A 26,430-nucleotide genomic window follows, 5' to 3' on the forward strand; every position below is an offset into this window, starting at 1 on the left:
TTAGCGGAACGGCGGCGAGTAGAGCAGGCCGCCATCGGTCCATTGCGCGTTCAGGCCGCGCGCCAGGCCGATCGGGGTGTCTTCGCCGATGTTCTTCGCAAAGATTTCACCATAGTTGCCGCCAGCAGCGATCGCGCGCTGCGCCCATTCGGCATCCAGACCCAGCATCTCGCCCAAGGTACCTTCGGTGCCCAGCAAACGCTTGATTTCCGGATTTTCGGTGCTGGAGGCGATGTCGTTGATATTCGCCGAGGTCACACCAAGCTCTTCTGCAGAGATCAGCGCATTCAGCGTCCAGCGGGCAACGTCACCCCATTCGTGATCGCCATGGCGCACCAGCGGACCGAGCGGCTCTTTCGAGATGATCTCGGGCAGCAGGATATGGGCCGACGGATCTTCGAAGGATGCCCGTGTCGCAGCAAGACCGGACGCGTCGGTGGTGTAGACGTCACAGGCACCGGCCAGATACTGCTGCTGTGCTTCTGCGTTGGTTTCGATCGGAACCGGCTCGTAGCTGATGTTGTTGGTGCGGAAGAAATCCGCCAGGTTCAGCTCGGTTGTCGTGCCGGTCTGGATGCAGACCGTCGCGCCGTCCAGCTCCTTGGCCGAGGACACGCCGAGTTCCTTGGGGACCATGAAGCCCTGGCCATCGTAGTAGTTCACGCCGATGAATTCGAACTTCAAGTCGACATCGCGGCTGAACGTCCAGGTGGTGTTACGCGCCAGCAGGTCGATTTCGCCCGAGGCCAGAGCGGTGAAACGCGTCTTGCCCGTGGTCGGCACAAATTCGACGGCATTGGGATCACCCAGAACCGCCGCGGCCACCGCACGGCACATCGACACGTCGAAACCTTTCCATTCCCCGTTGGCATCTGGCGCAGCAAAGCCAGCCAGACCGGTGGTCACACCGCAGTTCAGCTTGCCACGCGCCTTGACGTCGTCCGCAGTCCCCGCCATTGCAGCGCCCGCCGCAAGAGTGACGACAGTGGCCGCGCCCACAAATATGGTTTTTTTCATTTTTACCTCTTCCTGATTTTCCGCCCCCTTGCGGGACGGCTCGCCGGCCTGAGTTAAGCCGGAGCGTATACCGAAAAAGGGATCTCCCCTTCAGTGGGGCCAAGTTTGAGCGCATTCATCAATAAACGTCAAGGGTTCGATCACTGAAATAAATACGCAAAGGCCCATGTTGCCCCTGGGTCAGGCAACCGGATCGGTCATGTAATCTCAGGCTGAAAGGTCGAAGAAGCGTTTCGCGTGCAAAAACGCATGGCGCTTTATCTCTGCGTGTGCGGTGGCCTCGTCATCGCTGCCCCACTGCTCTTCCTGCCAGCGCTCGTCGATCCGCGACAGGTGCCAGATTTCTTCGGCTTCGCGCCAGTCCATGGCCGCCGCAAAGCCCAGCAACAAGGAGCCTGAAATGCTAACAAGGTCATGAAACGCCGCCAATTGGAACGCATCCAGCGCGTGAACCCGGTCTGAAAGCGAGGTCAGCGCCTGGTCGGGTTGCGGGCTGTGAACGACGCCTTGCAGCGCGGTCAGGCGGGCATTGAGCGTGTCAGCGGCCCAATCCAGCACCGGGTCCCAGGCCTGCGCCTGCCGCTCGGCAAGCCCCTGGGGATGCGCTGCGCGATAACAGACCAGATCGGTATCGCCATAAGCCGCCAGCATATCCGCGACCTCGGCATGTTGAACGCGCACCTTGTCGATAGCCGCGTTGGCAGACCGTGTGACCGGCATCGAGGTCGGATCGATACGGCCGTCCTGCGCGTCCCATTCCAGGGCCACCGCGTCGGCCATCGCGCGCGTGGGCAGAATCAGCACGGCCTTCGCCGGTGTTCTGACGCCCCGCCCGTCCAACTCGACACGAAAACCGTCCTGCATCGCGACCACGGCGCTGTCCGTCCAGAACCGCTTGGCTGCCCACTCACTCATGATCCACCGTCCAGAATTTGTTCAACACGCCCGCCAATTGAGCAAAATCTTCAACCATGTGCTGCGCCGATCCCAGTGCATCGCGGGGATGATATCCCCAGGTAACCCCGATACCGGCGACGCCTGCCGCTTCGGCCATTTGCATGTCAAAACTGGTATCACCGATCATAACCGTATCACCCTGCGAGGCGCCTATCTCGGACCGCGCCGTGTCGATCATCGACGGGTGGGGTTTGGACGGATGGTGATCCGCCACCTGCCGGGTCACGAACATCCGCTCCAGCCCATGCGCCTCGATCAGTTGGTCCAAGCCGCGCTTGGATTTGCCGGTGGCGACGCCCAGCAGAACATCAGGCGTCTCGCTCAACTGTTCCAGCAGACCGCGTGCGCCGGGATAAAGCGGCGAATGCGCCGCACCTTGCGTGAGGCGCAGATCGTGGTAGGCCTCTTTATACCCGGTGACGAGTTGGTCCTGGGTGCGTTCATCCGCTTCGGGGACCAGCATCTTCATCAGCACCGGCAGCGACAGGCCGACGCCAGACAACAAGGCCGGGCGCGTAGGCGTTTCCAAGCCTGCGGCGCTGAAGGCCGCGCGCATCGCCGCAAAGATGGTGGCCTGACTGTCAACCAGCGTGCCATCCACATCGAACAGGATCAGGCGCAGCGGCGCGCTCATTGCAGCGTCTCGAACGGGTCATCCGCGGCCAGATCCTCGGTCCAGCCCAGGGTGTCCCAGCTGTCTTTCATATGCTCGGGCAAAGGCGCGGTTATCGAGACCGGCTTGCGTGTCACCGGATGTTCGAACGCCAGTCGGCGCGCGTGCAGATGCAGCTTTTTGCTGATGATACCGCCCAATTGCGCGCCCCAGCCATCACCCAGATTCTCTTGCCCTGAACCGCCATATTTGCCGTCACCGATGATCGGATGCCCCATCCCGGCCATATGCGCGCGCAGCTGATGGGTGCGCCCGGTGAGCGGCTCCATCGCGACCCAGGCCGCCCGGCTGGCGACACGGTAGAGCGTGGCATAGAGCGTATGCGCGCGCTTGGCGCCAGGTGTGTCGGCAATTTCGCTGGGGTGGACGATGATCATCTTTTCACCCTCACCCTTGGTGCCATGCCCGCCCGCCTTGACCAGACCGGCCTTGATCTCGCCCAGATAGGGGGTTGGAACGCCTGCAACCAGACCCCAGTAAATCTTGCGCGTGTTGCGGTGACGGAAGGCAGCAGTTAGGGATTTCGCCGCCTCGCGGGTCCGCGCCAGCAGCAACACGCCCGAGGTATCCTTGTCCAGCCGGTGCACGAGGCGTGGGTTTTCATCATAACCGAACCGCAGCGCTTCGCCCAAGCCGTCCACATGCCGGGTCTGCCCGCTGCCACCCTGCACCGGCAAGCCCGGCGGCTTGTTCAGCGCTACTATGTGATCGTCGCGGTAGATCACGCAGGACTGGATCATCTTGGCATCCGCGTCAGAGATACGCGGTTTGACGTCGGCGGGTTTGTGATCGGCCTCCGGCAGCGGCGGCACCCGCACGGTCTGGCCGACCTCCAGCCGGGTCGAGGCCTTGACCCGCCCGCCCTCAACCCGCAGCTCGCCCTTGCGGCACATCTTCTCGATACGGCCCTGGCTGACATGCGGGAACATGCGCCGCAGCCAGCGATCCAGCCGCTGATCGCCTTCGTCCTCGCCCACCGTGATCAGTTGAACGCCGCTCATGTCCACATCTCTCGTGCCAGGTAGAGGCCAAGCATCAGCGCCCCGATCGACAATCCGACAGACAGCGCCACATACAGCGCCGCATGACCAAACGCGCCCCGCTCATAGAGCGAGACTGCCTCCAGCGAAAACGCAGAAAACGTGGTGAACCCGCCCATGATACCGGTCATGATGAATGGGTTAAGATGCGTCAGCCCGCGCTGCGCTGCGGTCACCACGAAAAACCCCATCACAAACGAGCCGATGACATTGACCAGCAGGATCGCCACAGGGAATTCCTGCGGGCCAAAGGCACGGAACAGGCCCACTCCGGTCAGGAAGCGCAGCGAAGCCCCAATTGCGCCACCGAGGGCCACATGAAAAAGCGAAGATAACATGCGCGGTCTGTCGCGCGCACGGGCCGGGATGTCAAGTTTCGCGGCGCTTCGCGCGCAGGTTCGCGAAATAATCCAGTCGCTTTTTCAACTCGCGCTCAAAACCGCGTTCGACCGGCTGATAGAGTTCTGACCGCTCAACCCCGTCCGGAAAGTAATTCTGCCCGGAAAACCCGTCTTCGGCGTCGTGGTCGTAATCATAGCCCGCGCCGTATCCCTGCTCTTTCATCAGCGCGGTCGGCGCGTTCAGAATGTGCTTGGGTGGCGGTTCGCTGCCGGTCTTCCTGGCCAGCCGCATCGCCGCCTTGTAGCCCACATAGGCCCCGTTCGATTTCGGTGCGAGTGCCAGATAGACCACCGCCTGCGCCAGCGCCAGCTCGCCCTCGGGGCTGCCCAGCCGCTCATAAACCTCCCAGGCATGCAGGCAGATCGACTGCGCCTGTGGGTCAGCCAGCCCGATATCTTCGACCGCCATACGGGTGATCCGGCGCGCCAGATAGCGCGGGTCTTCACCCCCCGTCAGCATCCGCGCCAACCAGTAGAGCGCCGCATCGGGATCAGAACCGCGCACCGATTTGTGCAGCGCCGAGATCAGGTTGTAATGCTCGTCACCGGATTTGTCGTATCTCGCCGCCCGCCGCATCAGCCGCGCCGACAGCGCATCCGGGTCGAGCGGCGCATCAACACGCCAGGCCGCGATCTGTTCCACCAGATTGAGCAGCGCGCGGCCATCACCATCCGCCATCTCCAGCAGGGCGCGCCGCGCCTCTGCCGTCAGGGGTAACGCAGTGCCCAAATCCTGTTCGGCCCGTTCGATCAGCCGTTCAAGCTGCGCGCCGTCGAGCCGCTCCAGCACCAGCACCTGCGCCCGGCTGAGCAGCGCCGCGTTCAGCTCAAAAGACGGGTTTTCGGTGGTCGCGCCCACCAGCAGGATGGTGCCGTCCTCCATATGCGGCAGGAACCCGTCCTGCTGCGCCTTGTTGAAACGGTGAATCTCGTCGACGAATAGCAGCGTGCCCTTGCCGTTTTGGCGCCGCAGCTTGGCGGCTTCGAACACTTTCTTCAGGTCGTGCACCCCGGTGAAGATAGCGCTGATCTGCACGAAATGCAGATCGGTCTCTTGTGCAAGCAGCCGTGCGATGGTGGTTTTGCCCACACCGGGCGGCCCCCAGAGGATCAGGCTCGATAACGCGCCCGAGGCCAGCATCACACCCAGCGGTGCCTCTGGACCCAATACCTGGTCCTGCCCTACCACCTCGCTCAGGGTCTGCGGCCGGAGCCGGTCGGCCAGTGGCCGGGGCATCGCGTGGTCGGGCGCGGCCGCGCCGGTGTCGAACAGATCAGCCATGCGCTAAAGCCGGAAGCGCAGCGACATGCGCTGGCCCTGCCGTTCTAGCAGCATATTCACCCATCGGCCCGGATCGGTCAGAGCGCGGCGCACGTCGCTTGGTGTCTCGATCTGACGATCATTGACGTTCAGCAGGATATCGCCCCGACGCAGTCCCGCGCGGTTGCCATTCCAGCCGGGATCAAGCACGACAACCCCTTCGGTCGACACTGACAGCGCCATGCGTGCGATCACCGCCGGATTGGCGCGCGCCACGATCAGACCGGGCAATATGGTGCGGTCGTCGAGCGCGGTCTGCTCCGCAGGGGGCTCATCAGGCGCCAGCATCATGGCCACATCCACCTCTTGGGAAGCACCGCCACGATAGCGTGTGACCCGCGCTGTGCCGCCAATGCCGGCCACCGCCATGCGGAATTTCATCTCGGGCGGCGAGTTGACCTCCTGCCCGTCCATATGGGTGATAACATCGCCGGGCTTGAACCCTGCTTCAGCAAATGGGCTGAGCCTGTGCATGTTCGAAACGACAAACCCACCCGGCAGATGCAGCCCCAGCAACTCAGCAATATCGGCGGTCATCTGCTGGCCCGACATCCCGGCCCAGGGTTGCTGAAACTCGGTCGCGCCATCTTGCGCCTGGCGCAGGAATTCCGCCACCAGATTGGCCGGTATGGCAAAGCCGATGCCGTTCGAGCCGCCAGAGCGGGTCAGGATCGAGGTATTGATACCGATCAGATCACCATTTACGTCCACCAGCGCGCCGCCCGAGTTGCCCGGATTGATCGGCGCATCGGTCTGCAGAAAATACCCCCGCGCATTGCCGGTCGCGGTGCCTGAACGCGCCAGCCCAGAGACGATACCGCTGCTCACGGTCTGGCCCACACCAAACGGGTTGCCGATGGCCAGCGCCAACTCGCCCACCTCAACCTGATCGGAATCGCGCAAGGAAAGACTGGGCAGCCCCTGTGCCTCGGACAGCTTCAGGATGGCAATGTCGCTCTCGCTGTCGCCCAGAACCACCATAGCCTCGAACTCACGCCGGTCGGTGGTGACGACCCGGATTTCGGTCGCCATGCCAACCACGTGATAATTAGAGACCACATAACCGTCGCCGGTCAGGATCACGCCGGAGCCGAGTGAGTTTTCGACCCGTTTGCGCGGTGCGGTGCGACCCTGAAAGAAGTCGCGAAAGAACGGGTCGGAAAACAGCGGGCTCGCGCGGCCCTGCCGGATGATCTTGGCATAGATGTTGACCACCGCCGGGGCGGCCTGCTTGACCACCGGGGCAAAGCCCAGCGAAATCTCGGATTGCGTCGCCGGAACGCGTGTCTCGGCGACCGCCAGTGAGGCCGGGACCAGCAAGAAAACGGTAAGCAGCGCGCGCAGCATTCCTGACCTCGTATCATGCATCGTCCCAGCGATATGCGCCGGGGGTGGACGGATTGCAAGCTACCCGGCTGGCGTGCTGGCCATGGCACAACGAAAAACCCCGCGCCAAGGGCACGGGGTTCCGACATCACTCCCGTTGGGGTGATTTATTCTTCGGCAGCCTCTTCGGCGGCAACGCGAGCCTTGTCGGCCGCGCCTTTGGCGTCCTGATCGCGGTCAACGAATTCGATGATCGCCATCGGGGCCATGTCGCCATAGCGGAAACCGGCTTTCAAGATGCGGACATAGCCGCCCTGACGGTCCTTGTAGCGCGGACCCAGAACGTCGAACAGCTTGGCGACGTCCTTGTCCTCTTTCAGCTTTGACGCGGCCTGACGGCGCGCGTGCAGGTCGCCGCGTTTGGCCAGCGTGATCATCTTTTCGATGATCGGGCGCAGTTCCTTGGCCTTGGGCAGCGTTGTCTTGATCTGTTCATGCTCGATGAGCGAGCCAGCCATGTTGGAGAACAGAGCTTTGCGGTGCTCATGTGTCCGGTTCAGGCGGCGGTAACCACGTGCGTGACGCATTTTCTAGTTCCTTCTTTCGACTTTTGCTTTGTCTGGCCCTCGATGCGTGTCAGGGGCTCTCCTTGGGGCATCATTGCCCGTGTGTTCCCCGGAGGTCCGGGCATTGGGGAAGACGCGCTTAAAACGCGTCTTCGAATTTCTTGGCCAGATCTTCGATGTTGTCGGGCGGCCAATCCTCGACATCCATGCCGAGGTGCAGACCCATGCCGGACAGCACTTCTTTGATCTCGTTCAGCGACTTGCGACCGAAGTTCGGGGTGCGCAGCATCTCGGCTTCGGTCTTCTGGATCAGGTCGCCGATATAGACGATGTTGTCGTTCTTCAGGCAGTTTGCAGACCGGACCGACAGTTCCAACTCGTCCACTTTCTTCAGCAGCAGCGGGTTGAACTCCAGACCATCGTCCTCGTCCTGGCGGCCAGCCGATTCCGGCTCGTCGAAGTTGACGAAGATCGACAGCTGATCCTGCAGGATGCGCGCGGCAAAAGCCACGGCATCATCCGGCGTGATCGAACCATCGGTTTCGATCTTCATGGTCAGTTTGTCATAATCCAGAACCTGCCCCTCACGGGTCGGCTGCACGTCATAGGACACTTTCTTGACCGGCGAATAGATAGCGTCGATCGGGATCAGGCCGATAGGCGCATCCTCGGGCTTGTTCTTCTCGGACGAGACATAGCCTTTGCCGGTGTTGACGGTCAGCTCCATGAACAGGTCCGCACCATCATCGAGGTGGCAGATAACGTGCTCGCGGTTCAGAACCTCGATCCCGGCGCTTTCGCTGATGTCACCAGCGGTGACAACGGCGGGACCCTTGGCATTGATCGACAGGCGCTTGGGGCCTTCGACTTCCATGCGCAGGGACACGCCCTTGAGGTTCAGGATGATGTCGGTGACGTCTTCGCGCACACCGGCAACGCTGGAGAATTCATGCAGAACGTTGTCGATCTGAACGCTGGTCACAGCGGCGCCCTGCAGCGAGCTCATCAGGATGCGGCGCAGTGCGTTGCCCAAGGTCAGGCCAAAGCCACGCTCCAGCGGTTCGGCCACAACGGTGGCCTGGCGCGCGGGGTCGTTGCCCGGCTTGACATCAAGCTGCGTTGGCTTGATCAGTTCTGCCCAATTTTTATGGATCATGTATTTCCTCCATTCCTGTCTGCGCCCCATGACCAACAAGGTGCAGACGCCCGAGGCTTAAAATGACGGACTGGGGCCGCGCGAAAACACGGGCCCCAGCGGGTAATTCTGTCGCTTAGACGCGGCGGCGCTTCGGCGGGCGGCAGCCGTTATGCGCAATCGGCGTCACGTCACGGATCGACGTGATGTTGAAGCCCACGGCAGCCAGCGCGCGCAGTGCCGATTCACGGCCCGAACCGGGGCCCTGTACTTCGACTTCCAGCGTCTTGACACCGTGATCCTGGGCTTTTTTGCCCGCATCTTCGGCAGCCAGCTGAGCCGCGTAAGGCGTCGATTTCCGCGATCCTTTGAAGCCCATGGTGCCAGCAGACGACCACGAGATCGCGTTGCCCTGCACGTCCGAGATCAGGATCTTGGTATTGTTGAAGGTAGAGTTCACATGGGCAACGCCCGATGCGATGTTCTTGCGCTCTTTGCGCTTGATGCGTGTCTTGTCGCGTGCCATCGGTCAGACCCTCCCTTATTTCTTCTTACCAGCAATTGCCTTTGCGGGGCCTTTGCGGGTGCGAGCGTTGGTGTGGGTGCGCTGACCGCGGACCGGCAGGTTGCGACGGTGGCGCAGGCCACGATAGCAGCCCAGATCCATCAGGCGCTTGATGTTCATCTGCACTTCGCGGCGCAGGTCGCCTTCGACGCTGTAATTGGCGTCGATATGTTCGCGAATGGCCAGTACCTCGGCATCGCTGAGCTCATTGACGCGACGATGCGCTTCAATGCCCACGGCTTCGCAGATCGCGTTGGCCGAGGTGTTGCCGATTCCGGTGATGTAGGTGAGGGCGATAGGGACCCGCTTTGCAGTGGGGATGTTTACGCCGGCAATACGTGCCACGTGTCACTTTCCTTTTTCGTTGCGGTTCCGTAGTTCCGGAACCTTTTTTCACAACGCTTTACCGTGGCAGTGCCGCCAGAGGGTCCAGCATTTTTCGAGGTGGTCTTTGGACAAACGAATCTGCCCGAAGGAATCATGTCCCCTAAGGGATGGGGGTGGGTAGAGGCTTTTGCGGGGATCGTCAACCCCCGCTTGTCCTTAACCCAGAATCGCCTCAATCGACGCCGTCACTTCCTTGATCTCGGCCAGTCCGTTGACCGGGCGGAGGTCGCCCTTGGCATAGTAGTAACCGATCAGCGGTGAGGTCTTTCTGTAGTATTCCATCAGGCGCACACGCACGCTTTCTGCATTGTCATCCGCCCGTACCGGCTGACCGGCGGCACGCGCTTGTTCCGCACGGTTGACGATGCGCTGCACCAGGGTCTCGTCATCGACGCGCATTTCAATAACGGTATGCAGCGACTGACCCAGCTTGGTCAGAAGAGCCGCCAGCGCATCGGCCTGCGCCAATGTGCGCGGGAACCCGTCGAAGATGAAACCAGCGCCTTTTTGCGTCGTCAGCTGCTCCTCAATCAGGCCGATGACAATCTCGTCGGTGACCAGTTTGCCTGCATCCATGATTTCGGCAACTTTCTTGCCCATCTCGGTGCCGCTGGTGCGCGCGGCGCGCAACATGTCGCCAGTGCTGAGTTGGACCATGCCGCGCGTCTCGACCAGATGCTGCGCCTGGGTGCCTTTGCCCGCACCCGGCGGGCCCAATAGTATTATGTTCATCGACGCGAGGGTCCCTTCCTGCTGCGTTTCTTGCTTTTGCCACGCAGCTGGGACTTTTCGATAAGCCCCTCATATTGATGCGCAAGCAGATGGCTCTGAACCTGCTGGATCGTATCCATGGTCACAGAGACAATAATCAGTACCGAGGTGCCGCCGAAATAGAACGGAATCGCGAATTGACCGCGCAGAACTTCAGGCAGCAGGCAGACCAGCGCCAGATATCCCGAGCCCAGAACCAGCACGCGGTTCACCACATATTCGAGATACTCGGAGGTCTTCTTGCCGGGGCGGATACCCGGAATGAACCCGTTCTGCTTCTTCAGGTTATCGGCCACGTCATCGGGCTTGAAGGCCACGTTGAACGTGTAAAAATAGGCGAAGAAGATAATCATCGACGCGAAGAACAGCAGGTAGAGCGGCTGTCCCGGTCCGAAATTGGCCAGAAGCCAGGACATCACAGGTCCGCTGGCAGCGCCGGATGAGAAAGTCGAAATCGTGACCGGCAGCAGCAACAACGAGCTGGCAAAGATCGCGGGGATCACGCCCGACGGGTTGACCTTGACCGGCAGGTGCGAGGAGCCGCCATCATAAACTTTCATCCCCACCTGGCGGCGCGGATATTGGATATGGATCTTGCGTAGGGCGCGCTCCATGAACACCACGAAGGTGATGGTTACGATCACCATTAGGATCACCGCGATGATCACGGCAGGGCTCAGCGCGCCGGAGCGGCCCGAGGCCAGGAACTGCGCCAGAGCGGCGGGAACCTCGGCGATGATGCCGACAAAGATGATCAGCGAGATACCGTTACCGATGCCGCGCGCAGTGATCTGCTCACCCAGCCACATCAGGAACATGGTGCCACCAACCAACGTAATCATGGTCGCCAGCCGGAAATAAAGCCCCGGTTCGGTGGCCAGATCGCCCGCTTCCAGCGACACGGCAAGACCGTAGGCCTGCACCGTGGCCAGCGCCACCGTTCCGTATCGTGTATACTGGTTGATCTTCTTGCGGCCCTGTTCGCCCTCTTTCTTGAGCTGCTCAAGCGAAGGCACCATGGCGGTCAACAACTGAACGATAATCGAGGCCGAGATGTAGGGCATGATGCCAAGGGCAAAGATGCCCATGCGCCCCAGCGCCCCGCCAGTGAACATCGAAACCATTCCGCCGATGCCCTGCCCCGCCTGCTCCATGAACTGCTGCAACGCCGCACCATCAATGCCGGGCACCGGAATGAAGGTGCCAAGACGATAGACAATCAGAAGGCCAAGCGTGAACAGGATGCGGTTGCGCAGATCGGTGGCTTTGCCAAGGGCGGACCAGCTTGTGTTGGCCGCCATTTGTTCTGCTGCTGATACCATTAATCGGACTCTCTTGTGAAAACGCCGCCCGGAACCGTTTTCCGGCTCGGGCGGCGTCTTTGGAAAACTTGAGGCACTATGTAAGCGGGTCTGAGCCCGCTCACAAGCGGTTACTCTGCCGCGGCAGCGTTTGTGACCTTAAGTGAGCCGCCCGCTTTTTCGACTGCTTCAACCGCAGCCTTGGACGCGCCGGTCACTTCCAGGTTCACCTTGGCCGAGATCTCGCCTTTGGCGAGGATGCGAACACCGTCCAGCTTGCGACGCACCAGACCGCTGGAAACCAGCGCGTCCTCGGTGATAGCCGCCTCGGCGTCCAGCTTGCCGGCATCGACGAATTTCTGGATCAGGCCCAGGTTTACAACGGCAAATGCCTTGCGGTTGGGCTTGTTGAAGCCACGCTTGGGCAGGCGCTGATAGAGCGGCATCTGGCCACCCTCATAGCCATTGATAGCCACACCCGAACGGGATTTCTGACCTTTGATACCCCGGCCACCAGTTTTACCGGTGCCCGAACCGGGACCACGGCCAACACGTTTGCGGGGTTTAGTTGCGCCAGCATTGTCGCGCAGTTCATGCAATTTCATTTCGCTTCTCCTAAGCCGGATGTGACCCCCGAAGCGGAATGGGTCAACCACGGCATTTCCTGGTTTTGATTCCCGTGGCTGTTCGACCACCGCGCGTGCATAGTCCTAATCCGCCAATGACGCAACACCCGGTTTTCAATGCTGGCAGGTGCCCCGCTCCAAACAAAGCCAAGCGCAACTGACTTGTTCTATGAGGCTGGGCTAAGTGACCGGTGGTCCATTGGCTTGTCATGTTGAGCGACCAATACAGTCAGCACGGATAACCTCTCGACCATTCTGGACAACACTCCTTTTGTCACCATCATGATCCCGCTGATCGAATCCACCGCCGACACGTTCGGCGGAGCGGGCTTGATCGAACGCTCTGGTGGTAGTTGGGGCGGGGGGCCTGTCTGGGCGGTAACGGCACGCTGCTGGACGCAGGCGCCAACCTGACCGTGGCGGCCTTCGCCGAAAAGGCCAAGCAACCGATCGGATTCATCGCCTTCATCAAGATCGCCTTCCCGATCATAATCCTGACGCTGATGATTACCAACATTTATATCTGGCTGTGGTACGTCTGAGTTCGGCGCGCCGGCAGGTCTTTGACAAGGCTCCGGAGCGTGTTCCGCCCACGACCACCTGGCCACTCCTCACACTCGTCACTCCCGCAGGGAAAACGCCTTGCAAGGTCAGCGCGCATCTGAATCTAACGGACAGAAACGCGCAATCGAGGAGATCTCCGACGGCCAATCAGGCGCTGGTGAGCGGCGAACATCCGGTCAATTCCAGCTTTGCTCGACGCTATTCCCTTCTATTTCAACGGCTTCGCACTGTCGCGCAAAAAAATGCACCCTTAGTGGAATTGCCCTTGTATTTCCGTCGTTTGCACGGATATACCCGTCGGCGGAGACGTGGCCGAGTGGTCGAAGGCGCTCCCCTGCTAAGGGAGTAGGCGGGAAACCGTCTCGAGGGTTCGAATCCCTTCGTCTCCGCCACCTATAATTTTTGCTCAATCCTGATCATTGTTTGCAAACCCTTATGGGCCTGTTTTTGTTGATTTATCTTGTTCTACCAATTGCCTGATTAAGCACCAACCAGTCCAGAAAATCGCGTCTAGCTGGTCAGGAAAACAGAACGCGTCGCCCTGGGCTTTACATCATAGCCAAAAAAATAGTCGTTTTTCTCAAGGTCCTCGGGCTCGCGAGAGCGTTTTCCTTGAAAACTCTGATTTGTTTGTCAAACTCCTCGCATGAATGAATACTTTGATGAAATGTTCGAAGGTGATGGATCATTAAGAGGTCCATTCGAAGAGATAGGCCGCTGGTTCAATGCAGAAGATGCGTCACGGCTCAGATCCAAACAACGCGAAGCGGAGGAAGTGTTCAGGCTGACTGGCATCACCTTCAACGTCTACGGCAAAGCCGAGGCAGAGGAGAGGTTGATACCGTTTGATATCGTGCCGCGTGTGATTTCTGCGCGGGAGTGGCAGCGCCTGGAGCGTGGTATCGAACAGCGGGTCCGGGCGATTAACGCCTTTCTCCACGATATCTACCACCGTCAGGAAATTGTCCGAGCAGGGAGGGTGCCTGCGGCAATGATCGCTGAAAACGAAGCGTTCCTGCCGCAGATGCTGGGCGTTTCACCACCTGGTCAGGTCTATACACATATTGTTGGCATCGATCTGGTGCGCACCGGGCCCGACGAGTTCTATGTGCTGGAAGACAACGCGCGCACCCCTTCGGGCGTCAGCTATATGCTCGAAAATCGGGAAACGATGCTGAAGATGTTCCCCGAGTTGTTCAGTGCCACTAACGTCCGGAATGTTTCGGACTATCCGCGAAACCTGAGGCGTTCTCTTGCTGCATGCGCTCCGGACTGCGCCGAAGGAGAGCCCACTGTCGCGGTGCTGACCCCCGGAATTTATAACTCGGCATATTACGAGCACGCGTTCCTTGCGGACCAGATGGCTGTGGAGCTTGTCGAAGGACATGATCTGCGCGTCGTCGACGGGCGTGTCTGTATGCGCACCACCCGTGGGTACCGGCCCATTGACGTCCTGTATCGTCGGGTTGATGACGATTTCCTGGATCCTTTGAACTTTAATCCAGACAGCGCACTCGGCGTTCCTGGCATCCTGGACGTGTATCGTGCCGGGGGGATCACGATCGCCAACGCACCGGGCACGGGCATCGCCGATGACAAGGCGATTTATTCTTACATGCCTGAAATCGTTGAATTCTATACGGGCGAAAAACCCCTTCTGAAAAACGTGCCGACCTGGAGATGCAGCGATCCCGAGTCTCGTGCCTACGTTCTCGATAATCTGTCCGAACTTGTGGTGAAGGAGGTACATGGTTCCGGGGGCTATGGGATGCTGATTGGTCCGACGGCCAGCAAGAAAGAAATTGCCGCATTCCGGGACAAACTCAAGTCGCGGCCATCGAACTACATCGCGCAGCCCACGTTGTCATTGTCGACCGTTCCGATTTTCACGCGATCCGGATTGGCGCCAAGACATGTTGATTTGCGTCCCTTTGTTCTGGTTTCTCCGGATGGGATCAAAATCACGCCGGGCGGGTTAACCCGGGTCGCGCTTAAGAAAGGGTCGCTGGTGGTAAATTCCAGTCAGGGCGGCGGGACCAAAGACACCTGGGTGCTGGAGGACTAAGCCATGCTGGGAAAAACTGCTGGTGGGCTGTTCTGGATGTCCAGGTACCTGGAAAGGGCGGAAAACACGGCCAGATTGCTGGAAACCGGTCAGCGGATGGCATTGACGCGCACCCAGAACTCGGTCGAGGAATGGGGATCCGTACTGAAAACGGCTGGCGTGCTTGATGCATATCTCGCCAAATACGAAGAGGTCACCAGAGACAACTCGGTGGATTGGATTCTGCGTGATGCGGATAACCCATCCTCGGTAAAATCTGTGATCAAGCAAGCCAGAGATAACGCGCGCCTTGTGCGGACGGCTCTGACCCATGATGTCTGGAACGCGGTGAACGCCACTTGGATGAAAATCGACGCGGCAACGAAACGCCGCGTGAACGAGCGGGACTTGCCCGGGATGCTCGAACTGATCCGCCAACAGGCGGCTCTGGTTCGTGGAGCCACACTTGGCACCATGCTCCGCAATGACATGTTTGACTTTACGCGCATCGGCACTTTTGTCGAACGCGCGGACAACACCGGGCGCATTCTGGATGTTAAGTATTACGTCCTGTTGCCCACGGCATTTGCGGTCGGGTCTTCTCTGGACAACATCCAGTGGGAGAGCATTCTGCGGTCGGTGGGTGCGGGTGGCGGGTATCGGATAACGCACGGGCAGAAAACAAGCCCGTCCGACATCGCTCAATTTCTCATTCTGGACCAGCGCATGCCGCGCAGCCTTCATTTCTGTTGTCGAAAGCTTCAGGAAAACCTGTCCTATCTCAAGAAGGATTATGGCTTTTCGGGGCCTTCATGTGAGGCGTCCAATGCGCTTTACGAGAAGTACCTTGACCAGCCGATTTCCGGCATCTTCGAATTCGGCCTGCATGAGTATATCCAGGATTTTCTCAACGATCTCTCCAGCCTGAGCCGCCAGATCGAAATTGACTACCGGTTTTATGAGTAGCAAATGAAACTGCATATTAGACACGAAACCAGATACGATTTCGACGCGCCCGTACCCTTCGGGCTTCAGCAACTGAGGAAAACACCCAAATCCTTTCGCAATCAGAGCATCATGAGCTGGAGCACCGAGATCATCGGCGGACGCAAAGAACTGAGCTTTGAAGACTACCACCGCAACACGGTCGAATTGATCAGTTTCGAGACGAATACCCAAAGCGTCACGCTGATCTCCGAAGGCAGCGTCGAAGTCGAAGATACTAATGGCATCCTGGGGCGCCACGAAGGGTCTATCCCGCTGTGGCTCTTCAAGCGCAGCACACAGCAGACCAAGCCGGGAAAAGGTGTTGCTGAACTGGTAAGGAATTTGCCCCAAGGCGAACCTCTTGAACAGATGCATGCATTGTCTGAGAGCATTCGAGAGCATGTGAAGTATGAGATCGGAAGCTCTGATCCTGACTGGAGCGCCGAAGACGCTATCGAAGCGGGTTGCGGCGTGTGTCAGGACCATACCCATGTTTTTATCAGCTGCGCCCGCCAGGCTGGTTTGCCCGCGCGCTATGTCTCGGGCTATCTGATGATGAACGAAACCGAGTTGCAGGACGCCACCCATGCCTGGGCCGAAGTGCATCTGGACGGGCTGGGCTGGGTTGGTTTCGACATCTCAAACGGAATTTCTCCTGACGATCGATATGTTCGAGTCGCAACTGGTCTGGACTATGCGCAAGCCGCCCCGGTAATAGGAAACAGAATGGGGACAGCGGGCGAGCAATTGAAAGTGGAGTTGCAGGTCGCACAGCAGTAACGGAGACGACCATGACCTATGCTGTGGGGATGCGGCTGAACCGCGGACTGGTTTTTATGTCCGATACGCGCACGAATGCAGGCGTAGACAATATCTCTACCTTCAACAAGATGTTCAACTGGTCTGTGGAAGGCGAACGGTCGATTACCCTTTTGACCGCCGGTAATCTGGCAACGACACAGGCCACGGTCAGCCTGCTGGAAGAACGGACCAAAGCGCCCGAGGATCGCGCGCCGTCCATCCTTGAAGCACCGACAATGTTTCAGGTCGCGCAACTGGTGGCGGACACCCTGAGCGACGTTATTGCGAAGCATGGGCGGCTGGGTCAGCAGGCCGACAGTGCTTTTCATGCCACGCTTATTCTGGGCGGGCAGATCAAGGGCGGACCCTCGCGCCTGTTTTTGATCTATCCCGAAGGCAACTTCATTGAGGCTGGCGACGACACCCCGTTCTTTCAGATCGGAGAGACCAAATATGGCCGACCGATATTGGTGCGCGCCTATGATCCCGAAATGAGCTTTCCAGAGACTGTCAGACTCTTGCTTGTCAGTTTCGACTCGACGATCAAAGCCAACCTGTCTGTCGGAGCCCCGCTTGATCTACTGCTTTATGATGAAGGCAGCCTCGAAGCAGGCCAACGCACAAGCTTCGAAGCGGATGATCCGTATTTCCGGACTATTTCCGAGGGCTGGGGCGACGCACTGAAATCCGCTTTGTCCAGACTGCCAAAATACAGCATGGAATCAGGGACAAGCGATTGAATGAAGGCTCTGTTCACGTATCCGATATTGGCTCCCAACCTGCATTGCAAATAAAGGATCGGAACGACGTGGAGCGCATTGGCCGGCTGTCGTGCAGCAGCTTGCGTTTGATAGGCTGAACCGTCTCGCGCACCGCGAACAAACCTGCAAAAACCGTACCACAAAGCCGGGCAGTTTTACTGCGAACCTGATCCACCAGATGCCGGGGCTGACTGACTAATACTCGATCACGGGTCGCACAAGATCCAGGATTTCTTCTTCGGCAATATAGGCGTCGAACTGACTTTGCGGCAACGCGGATCGCACCGCCAGCCTAAAAACCACCGCCGCAAACACAGCGCAGACTGCAACATCCCAGCCAAAGGGGATGAGTTTTTGGGCACCTTCCCCGAATTGTCCGAAATACGAGATCAGGCCGATTCCAACGAAATACGGGATCAACCACAGTGCCTGAGCGGTCTCCATCTCGCTCAGTTTTCCGGAGAATCTGATCAGCAAAAACGCCAACCCCACCAACAAGGCGAAGCCGAGGCGCCACACCGTGTGCCAGCCGCTCCAATACACGATCATGGTTGCGATGATGAAGGCTGTGAGTGCAACCAGGCGAACCGCTGGGATTCGGATGGAACGAGGGTGATCTGGCAGCAGATCGCGCAGACACACGACCGCAATCGGCCCAACTGCAAAGGACAGGACGATCGCAGCGCCGTTTAATGCGATGACGTCTTCGAACGGTATCGTCAACAAGAACAGGACGCCGATCAGAAAGTTCAGCGCAAGTGCCCAGAGCGGAATGCCCAGTGACGACAATTTCTGCAGCAGCGCTGGCAGAAAACCGTTCTTGGACAAAGCCAACGTGATCCGTGCGTTCGAGCCCGTGGCAACCAGGCCATTGCCGAAAGGTCCGATGATGGAACCCATGTTGAGCAGCCCCATGAACCAGACGATTCCGACGGAGAGGATGATGCCGTCCAACGGACCTTCATTGCCGAAACTCATCGCGGCCCATCCCTTGCTGAGCGCTTCGGCATCCAGCGCGCCGATGAAAGCAATTTGCAGGCCGAGGTAGATAGCGGCACAGAGCAGGATCGACAGGACAAGCGCGGTCGGGATGGTGAATTTCGGGTTTCGGGCTTCACCAGCCATGTCGACCACATGCCGAAATCCTATAAAGGAGAAGATCACGCCACCCGTTGACACAGCCGCCAGAACACCCTGGACCCCGTAGGGGGCAAAGCCGCCAGTATTGCTAAAATTCGCGCCCTCAAACCGGGTCACGACCAAAGCGATCGACAACAGAACGGGAATGCCGATCTTAACCCATGTGAAGGCGGTATTCACACGCGTAAAGAACTTAACGCCAAACGCGTTGATGATAACAAACAGCAGCATGAGAAACAGAGCCACCACCGTACCGCTGCCTGTTAGTTTTCCGGTGTTGGTATCGTGCAGCCACTGCGCGTAAGGGGCCAGATACTTTAACATCGCCTGAACTTCGATCGGTGCTGCGGTGTTGTAACCGATCCATGCGCTCCACCCCATCGCCATGGAAACGATGTTGCCATGCGAAAACTGTGGCACGCGCGCGATGCCGCCAGGGATCGGCAGCATTGCCGAGATTTCGGCGAAGGTCATTGCCAGAATGAACATCGCCGCTGCGCCGATAACCCAGGAAATAACGGCAGCGGGTCCCGCCTGTTGCACCGCCAGCAGCGGCCCCAACAACCATCCAGACCCCATGATGCCGCCGACCGAAATGAACGTCAGACCGAGCAGACCTATTTCACGCTTCATCTGCGCCATAACCTGAACCCGCTTCCAACCATCTCGCTAAACAGCCGTAGCTGCCGGTCCGGTTAATCTGTTCGAGCCAAGGGACCCGGCTGCGATATCTGCCGGATCTCATAGCATGTCCCGAACGCTACTGCCTAACGGTCAGAACGCCAAGAAATCTCTGCATCAAACCAGATGGTCAGGTCGACCACAGCGCCAACAAAGCGTCGCTACCAGTGCATGCAGACGATCGGTGCGTGGTGCCTCTGTCGACGCCTTCCGACTTGTTCGCGCCTAGTTTCTTTGCCCTTCCTCAAGCGTCTCCAACGTCAGCCCCAGGGCGGTTCGCGGGGCAAAACCTGTCCAGTAAGTATGATCGTCCTTTGATGTCCCGTCGTCGTTCAAAGACACGACCCCGTCGGCGGCTCTGGGGCTCAGATCCAGGTAGGCGGCCTTTGCCTCATCCCCTTTCAAATGAAGATCCAGAAAAGCCATGACGAAATGCTGGGTGATTTGTTCATCCGGTTGGTATCCCAAGCGGCGTCGCCATAGTGAAAGAACAGTGTGAACGCGACCTTGTCTGATGGCTGCCAGCTTTCAATCGGGGCCGCGGCATTGTAGTTTGCGCCCTCAAAGACCAGCATGTGACGATCCGTTCCCGTGGTCTCGTTGAAAATCTGGCGCATCCCCATGCCAAAGATGAAGGCGGTGACGGCGCCCATGATCAACAAAGGCAGCACCGCATTGCCTGCAAGGAAAACCAGATCATTCACCAGCGTTCCCGCCAGTCCTGTGGCCGAGAACGATCCCACGATCAGGCCAACACCCAGCAAAAGCGCAACCAGTTCCGCCAGCGAACGACCGATTGAGGCTGCCAGCTGTACCAGCCCTACTCATGACAGCCGGGTCAACTGGACAACCTAGTTGATGATCAATAGCAATGCTGTGGCGTAAAACGGGGCCAGTTTCTCTTGCCGCCAAACCAGCAGCATGAAGATCAGAACCGCAAAACGATGATGTACTGCCACCCTTCGCGAAACACCTGAGAAAATTTCGGGGCTTCGTCATCCTGCAACGCCTTCAGCCCCTTACGCGCGGCATAGGCGTCAAGCTGAACGAACAGACCAAAATAGAATAGCAGCGAAGGGATCGCCGCAGCGATGATGACATTGGCATAGGAGGTCTCCAGAAAGACGCCATGAGGAAGGCGGTGGCTCCCATGACCGGCGGCATCAGCACGCCCCCGGCGGACGCGCAGGCCTCGGTTTCGACGGCAAAAACAACTCCAATCCAAGGCGTTTTCCGCATTGCGCCGCATGAAGTCCAGCCCACACTCCACCGTCCGCGCCGAGGGGAAGTCCTCTTCCCGGCGAATGCGCTCGCGGTTGAGCATATTGGCCGGCTTGTCGTAACGGTTGGTCGCAAATTGGCTCTGATGAAACCTTTGGCTCAGGTCATCCCAATCCTGATCAACTACGGAATTCCAGCGGTCGCCCTCCTGCTCGCGCACCTGATCATAGCCGGAATAGCGGTTGTGATAGGTGGCGCCACCATTCTCCCAATAGTGAAAATGATCGGTTGCCAGATGGCTGTAGACAACTTTCTCCTCGGTCAGTATTTCGGTGAAAGTGTTGTCGAAGGGCTCAATCGGTCCCCAACTGCTGTGCGGGAAGCTCATGCGCGCGGTCAGGATGTCGCGCCGGGCTGGCATGCAGGGCATCGAGCCGACATAATGCTGGTTAAAGGTCGCGCTGCGGGCGGCCAGCCGGTCGAAATTCGGCGTCAGCACGGTATCGCCTCCATAAGGGCCAAGCATGTGCCGGTTGAGGCTGTCAACCAGCAGGAAGATGGTTCTCATTTGATGGCTCCGGAAGCGCGACCGCTGACGATGAAGCGTTGCGCGATCAACATAAGGACAAAGGCAGGCAGGATCGAAAGGGTCGATGCGGCGGCCATTTCGGTGAAGGCGATGGTGTTTTCCTGGGCGTAGCCTCGTTGAGGCGCAGTTCGGTCACCGCCAGCACCTGGCTGGATTCCGGGATCAGGGAGATCAGACCGGCGGTCGGGATCGCATCTGCCAGCGCCTTCATCCAGCGGAATTCCTATGTGTACGACATCGGCCCTTCCAGCACCACGCGGCTGACAGGGGCGGCCTCGGCCCGCGCATAGGCCTCTTGCGTCTCGCCCGACTGGAACCAGGTCAAAAAAGCGAGCGCGGCCTTCTTACGCTCTTCATCGGTGTTTTTGGGAACGCCCGCCAGCCAGTGACCCAAAGGCGTGGCCGCCGCAAACCCGTCCCCGGCAGGGGTAGCAGCGTAGTTGACCTTGCCCACAATGGCAGACTGGTTCGGATCATCAAAAAGGCCCGGTGCAAGCACCGACATGATATGCCCGGCCTTGCCGGTGGCCATGTTCTGGATAACGTTGACCTGCGGTCGAGGGATGCCCCACCTCGGAGGCGAGGTTCATATAGGTCTCCATCCCTGCAAGCGTTTCGGGGCTGTTGATGGTGATGGTGAAATCGCCCTCTTTCTGATTGCGGAATATGCCGCCACCATGCGACCAGATATAGGGAAAGACGTCATAGGTGACGTCAAACGCCCCGCCCCGATGCGCACGCGGCCTGCCGTGCCGCTGCGCAGCGCCTCGCTCTCTTCGACCGCGTCAGAGACCTGCGCCAGCACTAACCTTGTGTGTCGCAGCAACTGCTCGCCCTTTTGCGTCAACACCACGCCGGTCGGCGAGCGTTGGAAGAGCGTGACAGCCAGTTGCCGCTCTAGTTGCTGGATCGCTTTCGACAGCGTGGGCTGCGCGACATTGAGCGCCGCCGCCGCGCTGATGATGTTGCCGATCTCTGCGGTCTTGTGGAAATAGGCCAGCAACCTCAGATCAACGGCGGGTTTCGCTGTCATATGTCGAACGCCACGCGAAAGCCCTGATGGGTCGTGGCGCTGTCGGGTGAATTCCCCGACCGGGCCGCAATCCGGTAGCGCCAGCAATAGGTGGAGTGGCACAGGAAGGACCCGCCTTTGAGAACGCGGTATCCCTTCATGGTCTTCAGCCGCTCGCGTACCGCCTTCTTCAGCGAAGGTATGCGGAACGGGTCCGCGGTCCATTCCCAGACATTGCCGACCATATTGAACATCCCATAGCCGTTGGGGTCGAACGACCAGGCTGACGCTGTTGTCAGATAGCCATCCGCAGCGGTGTTCTGATGCGGAAACCTCCCCTGCCAAATGTTGCAGGGGAAATGGCTGGTGTCGTCGGGCTCGGCGCTGCCCCAGGGATAGGGCACATCGCCCAGGCCTCCGCGCGCGGCGTGTTCCCATTCGGCTTCGGTCGGCAGACGCCCGCCCGCCCAGGCGGCATAAGCGCGGGCGTCATTCCAGGACACTTGCACAACAGGATGATCGGGATGCCAGGCGGCATCCTTTGACCCTGGCCCGTTGATGTCACGCCAATTCGCACCGTCGACCCGGCGCCACCATTCGATCCCGTCCACCCCCAAAGGGTCCGCGACGCCGCGCGGCACGTTCAGCCAAAACACAAAGGACCAGCCGATGTGCTCTGCCTCGGTGACATAGCCGGTGTCATCAACAAAGGCCTGAAACTGCGCGTTGGTAACCGTCTTCACTCCAACGCCATAGGGCTTCAGAACGCTCGCCTTGCGCAGTTCTTCGCCATCATCGGGGATGATGGGCCAACCGGTGCCCACAATCGGCCGCCCGCCCGGGATTTCCGCGGTACCTTCCAAGCGCGGCGAAGCTCTTTTTGCAAAAGCCGTCGGCATCGCGGCGTCAAGCTGACGCCCGGTTCGAGGTGAACAACATTCTGATTTTCGGGCGCCAGGGGCGATCAAATCTCGACAACTTTCCAGACTATATGGCTTATAAACTCAGACCTGCCCAGCGAGCCTGACAAGGCAGTTTAAAGCCGAACCCCAAACCTGAGCAACCCTCAGGCCGTGTCGCACGTTTTGGCTTTTGATGCTCTCGGACTCAGCATCTGAATGATCGTCGGTCATCTCAAAGGTAGATCACCTAGGGTTGGAAAGAACTCGACTCCTTTTAGAGTTTCGCGTTCGGAGCAGAGCCGATGTCCGGGCGCGTACGCGCAGATTACCTCGGCGCAGCCAAACGGTCTGTTAGCGTCCGACACATGCGAAAAATCACCAACGGGCGGAAAATGTTGCGTTTTTGTTAGATAGGAAACATGTTTAGGTGAGAGCGTCGGAATGTATAAACGACCTATTAGATCTGAACTTGGGCAAAACAGAGCCTGACCAGGTAGGGCACTTTCGTTGACTGAGACCAAACACCAGATTGGTGTCATCACTTTGACATTGATCACCGCCGCTTTGTTTCTGACATTACGGAATATGCCAATGATGGCGCAGACCGGCATGAAAATGGTCGTCTTCAACGCCATCACAATTGTTGTCTATCTAATCCCCGTCGCACTTGTTTCGGCAGAGCTTGCGACGGGTTGGCCCAAAAATGGCGTCTTTCACTGGGTTGAGGCCGCCTTTGGGTCTCGTGCGGGATTTCTAGCAGTGTGGCTGCAATGGGCCCAAAGCATCTTTGGCATTACGTCCATCGTCGCCTATGTCGCAGCATCGCTTGCCTACGCGCTTGATCCCGCCCTGGGCGCAAACAAGTACTTCATCGTTGCGGTCATCCTTGTTGTCTATTGGGGCGCGACGCTGGCAAATTTTCACGGCTCGAAAAGCTCCGGCATAATCAGCAGCGTGGCGGTGTCCATTGGTGTCTTACTGCCTACAACTGTTCTGATTATCTTGGGTCTTGCATATGCGCGTTCAGGAAACCCGTTGCAAATCGACACAGCACTTACCCTCAAAAACTGGGTGCCATCGATCAGCGAAACCGGCAATCTGACCCTCTTCCTCAGCTTTATCTTCGGATTTGTGGGGGTCGAGGTTTCAGCGAGCCACGCCCGCGAGGTCAAAAATGTCCACCGTACCTATCCGTTGGCGGTATTCAGTGCGGCATTCATTGGGTTTGTGCTGACATTGCTGGGTGGTCTTGCGGTCGCGGCGATATTGCCGGTGGCGTCGATCGACCAGATCAACGGCGCAATGCAGGCTTTTTCCGCGTTTTTCGAGCATTTTGGCCTTGTGTGGCTAACGCCGATTGCCGCAGTGCTTGTGGCGCTTGGTGCGGCGGGTCAGGTCAGCACCTGGATCGTGGGGCCGGTCAAGGGAATACTTGCGGCAGGGCAAGCGGGCTACCTCCCGACCTGGGCGCAAAAGGTCAACGGCAAGGGCGTGCCGACGAACCTCCTGATTGTGCAGGCGCTATTGATCTCGTTGATAGCCATGTCGTTCCTGCTGGTAGACGATGTCAACACAGCCTTTCTGATCCTGACTTCGATCGCGGTTCTGATCTACTCGCTGATGTACGTGCTGATGTACGCAGCGGCCATTCGTCTTCGATATACACATCCTGAAGTCCCGCGCGCCTACCGAGTTCCGGGCGGCAATGCGGGGATGTGGATCACAGCCGGGCTCGGGTTACTTGCGGCGCTCGCTTGTTTTGCGATCGGGTTTATCCCGCCAGCCGTCGGAGCGCTGTCCACCCTGTCATTCGAGCTGATGATGGCGATTGGCGTTCTTCTTGTCTCGTCCGCGCCATTACTCATTTACGCGGCCCGTCGCCCTGGTTGGGTTTCCAAAGGGGCTTTGCAAGCGACAACAAAGGAAGAATCATGACCAAAGAACGAAGCCCCTCGTCTCATTCGGAGTCTGCGTCGGTCCTGACACCGGCCTATGGCGGACGTTTCATGCGCGAACCCATTCCCAAATTCACGCTGCCCGAAGATGAGATGGACGCGGATTCCGCTTATCGCCTGATCCATGATGAACTCATGCTGGACGGTAACGCGCGTCTGAACCTCGCCACCTTCGTGACCACCTGGATGGAGCCGCAGGCACAACGCCTGATGTCGGAAACCTTCGACAAGAACATGATCGACAAGGATGAGTATCCCAATACGGCGATGATCGAGGAACGCTGCATCAAGATCGTCGCGAACCTGTTCAACGCGTCGAGCGAGGCGACGGGATCATCGGCCATCGGATCGAGCGAGGCCGTGATGCTTGCTGGTATGGCGATGAAATGGAACTGGCGCGCGCGCCAGCGGGCCAAAGGCAAACCGACAGACAAGCCGAACCTGATCCTGGGCACGAACGTGCAAGTGGTTTGGGAAAAGTTCTGTCGTTATTGGGATGTTGAGCCGCGCTATGTCCCGATGGCACCGGATCGCTATGTGATCGACCCGGAAGACACGATTTCCAAGATCGACGAGGACACGATCGGCATTGTTGCGATTCTGGGCACCACCTTCACCGGTGAATATGAACCGATCAAGGAAGTGCATGATGCACTGGTTACCTCCAATGCCAGTACCGGCTTTGAGGTTCCGCTGCATGTCGATGCGGCAAGCGGTGGCTTTGTCGCGCCATTCCTACAACCGAAACTGGAGTGGGACTTCCGGCTACCGCTCGTCAAATCGATTAACGTATCCGGGCACAAATACGGGCTGGTCTATCCCGGAGTTGGCTGGGTTGTCTGGCGCGACAAGTCGGAGCTTCCGGAAGATCTGATTTTCCACGTCAATTACCTGGGGGGCGATATGCCCACCTTCACGCTGAATTTCTCACGCCCCGGCAACCAAATCGTGGGCCAGTACTATAACTTTCTGCGACTGGGTCGGAATGGGTACAAACAGGTTATGGAGAGCCTAAGCAGTATCGCGCAACAACTGTCAGCGCGCATTGCGCAGATAGGGCCGTTTGAGTTGCTGAGCGACGGCAGTGCAATTCCCGTGTTTGCGTTCAAAGTGAAAAACCCTGAAAATTACAGCGTATATGACGTGTCAGACCGCCTGCGGGCGTATGGATGGCAGGTGCCCGCATATTCTATGCCAGAGGGTGCCGAGAACATTCATGTGTTGCGTATCGTTGTGCGCGAGGGCTTTAGCTACGACATGGGAGAGATGCTTCTCGCGGACTTGACCAAAGTGATAGAGAAGCTGGAGCAGAATTCGAGCGCGCAAGCTAACGACAATTCGGGCGGCTTTGCGCATGTCTGAGGCGCGCATCCTCCTGTAGAAAGCCCGGTTCCGGCTTTGATGGAATAGACACCCCCTGACCTGACAATTGTCAAACGGGCGTTGTTGCGTAACTCACGTCTGAGGCGTGACGACCCCTTTGATCAGGAGCCACCTGCAGCGAAAGTGCGGTTTCAGTTTCCACCCAAACAATGCGTGCGACTGGCCTCAAGGGTTACAAGCAGTGTATCGCAACAATGCCTGTGCCACGATTGCAAGCAGATACTGCGCTAGCGAACGCCCAAAATTGAATGGCCGAAGAGTCCCGTGGAAGCCGACCTTGATGTTGATTGGCTCGGGGAGAGAT

At 58.7% G+C, this 26,430-nt stretch carries 28 protein-coding genes and 1 tRNA gene; 8 read left to right on the top strand and 21 right to left on the bottom strand.

The genetic code is table 11. From position 1 onward, the window contains the following. From Q5Y75_RS23335 to rplO, 14 genes are all read right to left on the bottom strand, one after another. Positions 1–1,017, bottom strand: coding sequence for an amino acid ABC transporter substrate-binding protein (locus Q5Y75_RS23335; RefSeq protein ID WP_306202042.1), 1,017 nt, complete (start codon positions 1,015–1,017; stop codon positions 1–3). A 207-nt stretch (positions 1,018–1,224) separates the two neighbouring features. Further along, entirely contained in the window at positions 1,225–1,932 is a 708-nt protein-coding gene (locus Q5Y75_RS23340; protein ID WP_306202044.1) for an ATP12 family chaperone protein, read from the bottom strand. Further along, complete coding sequence (locus Q5Y75_RS23345; RefSeq protein ID WP_306202046.1) at positions 1,925–2,608, bottom strand: HAD-IA family hydrolase; 684 nt, start codon at positions 2,606–2,608, stop codon at positions 1,925–1,927. Before Q5Y75_RS23345 ends, Q5Y75_RS23340 begins: the two co-directional genes overlap by 8 nt. Beyond that, positions 2,605–3,648: an RluA family pseudouridine synthase gene (locus tag Q5Y75_RS23350; protein WP_306202047.1), complete on the bottom strand. Its 1,044-nt coding sequence runs from the start codon at positions 3,646–3,648 to the stop codon at positions 2,605–2,607. The genes Q5Y75_RS23345 and Q5Y75_RS23350 overlap by 4 nt, the downstream gene beginning before the upstream one ends. Continuing rightward, positions 3,645–4,025: a fluoride efflux transporter CrcB gene (gene crcB / locus Q5Y75_RS23355; protein WP_306202048.1), complete on the bottom strand. Its 381-nt coding sequence runs from the start codon at positions 4,023–4,025 to the stop codon at positions 3,645–3,647. Before crcB ends, Q5Y75_RS23350 begins: the two co-directional genes overlap by 4 nt. A 31-nt stretch (positions 4,026–4,056) precedes the next feature. Next, positions 4,057–5,370 carry a replication-associated recombination protein A gene (locus Q5Y75_RS23360; RefSeq protein WP_306202050.1) on the bottom strand — a complete coding sequence of 438 codons (1,314 nt, stop codon included), beginning with the start codon at positions 5,368–5,370 and terminating at the stop codon, positions 4,057–4,059. A gap of 3 nt (positions 5,371–5,373) precedes the next feature. Next, entirely contained in the window at positions 5,374–6,756 is a 1,383-nt protein-coding gene (locus Q5Y75_RS23365; protein ID WP_306202051.1) for a trypsin-like peptidase domain-containing protein, read from the bottom strand. Between the two features lie 146 nt (positions 6,757–6,902). Then, positions 6,903–7,322 carry a 50S ribosomal protein L17 gene (gene rplQ / locus Q5Y75_RS23370; protein WP_306202053.1) on the bottom strand — a complete coding sequence of 140 codons (420 nt, stop codon included), beginning with the start codon at positions 7,320–7,322 and terminating at the stop codon, positions 6,903–6,905. A gap of 118 nt (positions 7,323–7,440) precedes the next feature. Then, complete coding sequence (locus Q5Y75_RS23375) at positions 7,441–8,457, bottom strand: DNA-directed RNA polymerase subunit alpha (protein ID WP_306202055.1); 1,017 nt, start codon at positions 8,455–8,457, stop codon at positions 7,441–7,443. 115 nt (positions 8,458–8,572) lie between these two features. Further along, a complete protein-coding gene (gene rpsK, locus Q5Y75_RS23380; RefSeq protein ID WP_306202057.1) occupies positions 8,573–8,962 on the bottom strand; it encodes a 30S ribosomal protein S11 in 390 nt (129 codons plus the stop codon). Between the two features lie 15 nt (positions 8,963–8,977). Continuing rightward, complete coding sequence (rpsM, locus tag Q5Y75_RS23385; RefSeq protein ID WP_306202059.1) at positions 8,978–9,346, bottom strand: 30S ribosomal protein S13; 369 nt, start codon at positions 9,344–9,346, stop codon at positions 8,978–8,980. 198 nt (positions 9,347–9,544) lie between these two features. Beyond that, a complete protein-coding gene (locus tag Q5Y75_RS23390; protein WP_306202061.1) occupies positions 9,545–10,120 on the bottom strand; it encodes an adenylate kinase in 576 nt (191 codons plus the stop codon). After that, positions 10,117–11,481: a preprotein translocase subunit SecY gene (gene secY / locus Q5Y75_RS23395; RefSeq protein ID WP_306202063.1), complete on the bottom strand. Its 1,365-nt coding sequence runs from the start codon at positions 11,479–11,481 to the stop codon at positions 10,117–10,119. The genes Q5Y75_RS23390 and secY overlap by 4 nt, the downstream gene beginning before the upstream one ends. Before the next feature lie 110 nt (positions 11,482–11,591). After that, a complete protein-coding gene (gene rplO, locus Q5Y75_RS23400; RefSeq protein ID WP_306202065.1) occupies positions 11,592–12,065 on the bottom strand; it encodes a 50S ribosomal protein L15 in 474 nt (157 codons plus the stop codon). A 374-nt stretch (positions 12,066–12,439) separates the two neighbouring features. Here rplO and Q5Y75_RS23405 point away from each other — a divergent pair, with 374 nt between their 5' ends. The 6 genes from Q5Y75_RS23405 to Q5Y75_RS23430 all read left to right on the top strand — a co-directional run bounded on the left by Q5Y75_RS23405 (position 12,440) and on the right by Q5Y75_RS23430 (position 17,222). Next, the gene (locus tag Q5Y75_RS23405; RefSeq protein WP_306202067.1) at positions 12,440–12,628 is read left to right on the top strand and encodes a hypothetical protein; all 189 of its coding nucleotides are present in this window, start codon (positions 12,440–12,442) and stop codon (positions 12,626–12,628) included. 324 nt (positions 12,629–12,952) lie between these two features. Continuing rightward, a tRNA-Ser gene (locus Q5Y75_RS23410) sits at positions 12,953–13,042 on the top strand. A 254-nt stretch (positions 13,043–13,296) separates the two neighbouring features. Then, entirely contained in the window at positions 13,297–14,715 is a 1,419-nt protein-coding gene (locus tag Q5Y75_RS23415) for a circularly permuted type 2 ATP-grasp protein (protein ID WP_306202069.1), read from the top strand. 3 nt (positions 14,716–14,718) lie between these two features. Then, the gene (locus Q5Y75_RS23420) at positions 14,719–15,660 is read left to right on the top strand and encodes an alpha-E domain-containing protein (protein ID WP_306202071.1); all 942 of its coding nucleotides are present in this window, start codon (positions 14,719–14,721) and stop codon (positions 15,658–15,660) included. 3 nt (positions 15,661–15,663) lie between these two features. Then, entirely contained in the window at positions 15,664–16,461 is a 798-nt protein-coding gene (locus Q5Y75_RS23425; RefSeq protein ID WP_306202073.1) for a transglutaminase family protein, read from the top strand. Between the two features lie 11 nt (positions 16,462–16,472). Next, positions 16,473–17,222, top strand: coding sequence for a proteasome-type protease (locus tag Q5Y75_RS23430; RefSeq protein ID WP_306202076.1), 750 nt, complete (start codon positions 16,473–16,475; stop codon positions 17,220–17,222). 216 nt (positions 17,223–17,438) lie between these two features. On the opposite strand, the gene Q5Y75_RS23435 is transcribed toward Q5Y75_RS23430, so the two are convergent. From Q5Y75_RS23435 to Q5Y75_RS23465, 7 genes are all read right to left on the bottom strand, one after another. After that, positions 17,439–19,016, bottom strand: a complete 1,578-nt coding sequence (locus Q5Y75_RS23435) for an APC family permease (RefSeq protein ID WP_306202078.1) — start codon at positions 19,014–19,016, stop codon at positions 17,439–17,441. Positions 19,017–19,465: 449 nt separating this feature from the next. After that, positions 19,466–19,828 (bottom strand): hypothetical protein, encoded by a 363-nt coding sequence (locus Q5Y75_RS23440; protein ID WP_306202081.1) that lies wholly within the window; start codon positions 19,826–19,828, stop codon positions 19,466–19,468. Positions 19,829–19,992: 164 nt separating this feature from the next. Beyond that, complete coding sequence (locus tag Q5Y75_RS23445) at positions 19,993–20,853, bottom strand: sulfatase-like hydrolase/transferase (RefSeq protein ID WP_306202083.1); 861 nt, start codon at positions 20,851–20,853, stop codon at positions 19,993–19,995. Between the two features lie 46 nt (positions 20,854–20,899). Beyond that, the gene (locus Q5Y75_RS23450) at positions 20,900–21,085 is read right to left on the bottom strand and encodes a hypothetical protein (RefSeq protein WP_306202085.1); all 186 of its coding nucleotides are present in this window, start codon (positions 21,083–21,085) and stop codon (positions 20,900–20,902) included. A 12-nt stretch (positions 21,086–21,097) separates the two neighbouring features. Next, complete coding sequence (locus Q5Y75_RS23455) at positions 21,098–21,406, bottom strand: hypothetical protein (protein ID WP_306202087.1); 309 nt, start codon at positions 21,404–21,406, stop codon at positions 21,098–21,100. A gap of 54 nt (positions 21,407–21,460) precedes the next feature. Beyond that, positions 21,461–21,907 (bottom strand): LysR family transcriptional regulator, encoded by a 447-nt coding sequence (locus tag Q5Y75_RS23460; protein WP_306202088.1) that lies wholly within the window; start codon positions 21,905–21,907, stop codon positions 21,461–21,463. Beyond that, positions 21,904–22,785 (bottom strand): SUMF1/EgtB/PvdO family nonheme iron enzyme, encoded by an 882-nt coding sequence (locus Q5Y75_RS23465; protein ID WP_510769692.1) that lies wholly within the window; start codon positions 22,783–22,785, stop codon positions 21,904–21,906. Before Q5Y75_RS23465 ends, Q5Y75_RS23460 begins: the two co-directional genes overlap by 4 nt. A 510-nt stretch (positions 22,786–23,295) precedes the next feature. Between Q5Y75_RS23465 and Q5Y75_RS23470 the strand changes: the two genes are divergently transcribed. Both Q5Y75_RS23470 and gad read left to right on the top strand, forming a co-directional pair. Next, on the top strand, positions 23,296–24,723 hold the full coding sequence (locus Q5Y75_RS23470; RefSeq protein WP_306202093.1) for an amino acid permease: 1,428 nt from the start codon (positions 23,296–23,298) through the stop codon (positions 24,721–24,723). Next, positions 24,720–26,105 carry a glutamate decarboxylase gene (gene gad / locus Q5Y75_RS23475; protein WP_306202095.1) on the top strand — a complete coding sequence of 462 codons (1,386 nt, stop codon included), beginning with the start codon at positions 24,720–24,722 and terminating at the stop codon, positions 26,103–26,105. The genes Q5Y75_RS23470 and gad overlap by 4 nt, the downstream gene beginning before the upstream one ends. The last annotated feature ends 325 nt before the right edge of the window (positions 26,106–26,430 follow it).

The organism is Ruegeria discodermiae, from assembly GCF_030758345.1.
In the GTDB taxonomy this organism is placed as follows: Bacteria; Pseudomonadota; Alphaproteobacteria; order Rhodobacterales; family Rhodobacteraceae; genus Ruegeria_C.